At 69.7% G+C, this 3,646-nt stretch carries 3 protein-coding genes and 1 pseudogene; 2 read left to right on the forward strand and 2 right to left on the reverse strand.

All coding sequences use genetic code 11. The annotated features are described in order from the left end of the window. Positions 1-70: 70 nt before the first annotated feature. A complete protein-coding gene (locus I4Q55_RS40175) occupies positions 71-337 on the reverse strand; it encodes a hypothetical protein (protein WP_242547621.1) in 267 nt (88 codons plus the stop codon). A gap of 303 nt (positions 338-640) precedes the next feature. On the opposite strand from I4Q55_RS40175, the gene I4Q55_RS40180 reads away from it, so the two are divergent. Beyond that, positions 641-1,870 carry an HNH endonuclease signature motif containing protein gene (locus I4Q55_RS40180; RefSeq protein ID WP_206795803.1) on the forward strand — a complete coding sequence of 410 codons (1,230 nt, stop codon included), beginning with the start codon at positions 641-643 and terminating at the stop codon, positions 1,868-1,870. Positions 1,871-2,069: 199 nt separating this feature from the next. After that, a pseudogene (locus I4Q55_RS49815) lies at positions 2,070-2,456 on the forward strand (transposase); the annotation flags it as partial. 138 nt (positions 2,457-2,594) lie between these two features. Here the strand turns inward: I4Q55_RS49815 and I4Q55_RS40190 are convergent. Beyond that, positions 2,595-3,401, reverse strand: coding sequence for an alpha/beta fold hydrolase (locus tag I4Q55_RS40190; RefSeq protein ID WP_307793440.1), 807 nt, complete (start codon positions 3,399-3,401; stop codon positions 2,595-2,597). Positions 3,402-3,646 lie beyond the last annotated feature (245 nt).

Consider the following 3,646-nt stretch of genomic DNA (forward strand, 5'->3'; position numbering starts at 1 on the left):
GCACGCGTTGTTGCCCCCTCCCGCCCCGGTCTTCGGTGTGGGAGGGGGCTTTCGCGCGCGCTCACGGCGGTCACACCTCGGTGAGGAGACCGAGGGAGCACAGGGAGCCGGCCAGGGCGATCATGTCGTAGCGGACGGTCTCGACATCGGTCTCCCACAGCGCGGCGAGGACGGCACTGGCACCATCGACGTCGCCGTTGTGCTGCTTGAGCGCGATCCACATGGCCGCGGCGACGGGTTCGCACTTCACCTGGCGGCTGGTGCTGCTGCAGATCAGCTCGAGCCGCCCGTCGGGAAGCATCCGCTGGGTGACGCCGGGAGCGGTCCGAATGGCCATCATGGCTACCTCCGAGGGCGGGTCTGTTTTCCTTGATGTACCCAGTTTCGCGGATCCGGACCCGGCGTACCATGGGGGCGGCACCTGAAGGCGGGCTGGGGTTTCCTCACCCCTAGGTTCTGTCTCGGGGTCGTCGTCCCGAGCTGGGTTTCCTGCACGGCTTCGCCGTGGTGTGGGGAATCGGCGCTCCACGGGTTGCGCCGATTCCCCACGCTTTGGTTGCCCAGCCGTGGTTTCCGGTGTTCTGGGTTTCATGCCCGATCGAGTGATGACCCTGTGTTCGATGGCCGGTAGCTTGGAGATATGACCAACGACGTGGCTCTCTCCTCCGAGGCGGTGGCTCTCGCCGACCGCATCGGTGAGCTGGTCGCGCGCATGCGGTCCGCTGAGGCCGAACTTGGTGCGGTGCTGGTGGAAATCGAACAGCGCGGGGTGATGGAGCTGTTCGGCTACCGCTCCGCCGCCCGGCTGTTGGAGCACCTCGCCGACATGCCCAAGCCGGCTACGGAACGGTTGATCAAACGCGCCCGCCTGGTGAACCCCGGCCGCAACCTTGATGGCAGTCCGATCCCTGCCTTGGCCCCCGCCACTGGTGTTGCGGCCCGGGCGGGGCGGTTGAGCAACCCGATGATCGACGTGATCACCTCTGTACTGGCCCAGGTCCCGCCCGAGCACTGCGTGAGCGCCGAGACCAACCTGCTGGCATTCGCCGAGGAGGCCGGGCACAAGCAGGTCGCCGCCCTCGGCGCCCGCATCCTCGCCCACCTCGCCCCCGACGGGCCCGCCCCCGACGACACCGAACCTGTCGCCCCGACCCGGGAACTGTTCCTCCGCCGCAAAAGAACCGGCATCTGGGAACTCAGCGGCCGGTTCGACGACGAAACCGGCACCCGCGCCCACGCCCTGCTCGACGCGTTGGCCGAGCGTCGCACCGGCGACGAGGGTCCCGACTTCCGCACCACCCCGCAGCGCTACGGGGATGCCTTCTCCGATGCCGTCGACCTGGCTCTGAATTCTCCGGAGTTGCCGATGCAGGCCGGGGAACGCGCCCACGTCATGGTCGCCGTGTCGTTGGAGGACCTGAAATCCGGCGTCGGCAAGGCCACCCTCGGCGACACCGGCACCATGACCGCCGCCGAAGCGCGGGTGCACGCCTGCGACGCCATGATCATCCCCGCCGTCCTCGGCGACAAAAGCGAACCGCTGAACCTCGGCCGCCTCCGCAGACTGATCTCCGCCGGACTCCGCCGGGCATTGTTCCTCCGGGACCGTGGTTGCGCCTTCCCCGGGTGTCATCGGCCACCCCGGCACTGTCAAGGTCACCACATCCGGCACTGGGCAGACGGCGGCCCCACCGATCTCACCAACCTGGTGCTGATGTGCGCCCATCACCACCGGCTATTGCACCGCTCCGGGTGGGAAGTCCGCATCGCCCCCGACGGCCTCCCGGAGTTCCTGCCACCGGTATTCATTGACCGACGCCGCAAACCAAGGCGCAACAACCTCCACGAACCACTCCCATTCGCAGCCTGAACACGGGAACGGCCCGCAGCCACACGGCTACGGGCCCACACCCACGAGCACACGAGCCCAGACCAGCTCGACACGACTTCGGGCAGACCGCCGAAGCTGACCGACGCCGAGCTGGTGACCGCGGCCGTGGCCCAGGCGTTGCTGGGGTTCACCTCCGAGGCTGGCTGCGGATACCGACCTGTGGACCGACACCACCTGGATCGTCGACTCCACCCCGGTCGAGTGCGGCCGATCCCGGCCAACGGTCCAGCGTTCGGAGCTGGCCGGCTGGGCCAAGTACGGCTTCTGCCGCTCACATTCCCAATGGTACTGGGGCCTGCGGCTGCACCTGGTCGGCACCCCGGCCGGACTACCGGTCGCCTGGGCCCTGGCCGACCCGAAGGTCGACGAACGGCAGGTGCTCATGGCCATCTGCGACCACGAACCCCACCTGCTCACCGAACGACGCGGCCTGCTGATCATCGCCGACCTGGGCTACGTCTACGCCGAACTGGACCGCTTCCTGGCCGAGCGCGGGGTCCGGCTGATTCGCCCGTCCTACCGCAACCGCCGCCCCCATCCCGGCGAATCGCTGATCGAGTCCATCCGCCAGCTCATCCGACGGCGTCAGCGTCCGCATCGCCCAACGCCTCCTCGCCGCCATCTGGCACAATCGCGCCACCGGCCAACCCGTCACCCGATCACTGACCGATCCAGTGTCACGCAGGTCGTTCGAAGACCGGCTTCAGACGCGCGACATCGGCCCGGGGACCGGAGCGAGTGCCGCTTCCCGCCAGCCGCGCAGGCGGCGGGCCACGCCGGGCAGCACGACGTCGAGCCGGGCGTCCAGGTAGAAGTGCCCGCCCGACAGCACCTCGACGGTACAGCCGCCGGTGGTGTGGGACCGCCAGGCCTCGGCCTCGGCGAGGTCGACGACCGGATCGTCCGCGCCCAGCAGCACGTGCACCGGGCAGTCCAGTTCGCGGCCGGGCTGGTGGCGGTAGGTCTCGACCGCCGTGTAGTCCCCGCGGATCGCGGGCAGCACCATGCGCAGCAGCTCGTCGTCGCCGAGGAACGCGCTCTCGGTGCCGCTGATCTCCTTGAGGGCGGCGAGGAGGCCGTCGTCGTCGAGCCGGTGGACGTCCTCGGTCCGTGGCACGGACGGTGCCGGGCACGCGGAGGCGAACAGGCCCAGTGGCGGCTCGCCCCGGGCCTGGAGCCGGCGCGCGACCTCGTACCCGAGCGTCGCGCCCATGCTGTGGCCGAACAGCGCCACCGGCCGGTCGGCCCACGCGCCGAGGTCGTCGGCGATGACGTCGGCCATCGCGGCGAAGTCGTCGACACACGGCTCGTCCCGCCGGTCCTGGCGGCCCGGGTACTGCACGCCGATGACGTCGGCGTCCAGCCCGGCCGCGGCGGCTGCCCGCGAGAACGGGAAGAAAGCGGTCGCCGATCCGCCCGCGTGCGGCAGGCACACCAGCCGCACGGCGGCGTCGTCGGCCGGGTGGAAGCGCCGGATCCACCGGCTCGGGTTCTCGTTCAGGGCAGTCACAGTTCAAGAAGTCTCCGGTGCGGGTGGGGGACCGGCAACCCCTAGCGCCGGTCCCCGAAGCCGGCTGAGGCGAACCCGCTGCCGCGCCCGGCCGGCACCGGCAGCACGACCGCCCCAATGAGGTTTTCTCAGTAGCGGTGTGTGTGGATAAGGCGTGGGGCCCCTGGTAGGACTGGATTTGCGAAGATCAAGTCCGAGGTTCCAGAGGCCCCACGTGATCAATTATGGTGCCACCCTCGATGTGG

This window comes from Amycolatopsis sp. MtRt-6 (genome assembly GCF_017308975.1).
Classification (GTDB): Bacteria; Actinomycetota; Actinomycetes; order Mycobacteriales; family Pseudonocardiaceae; genus Amycolatopsis.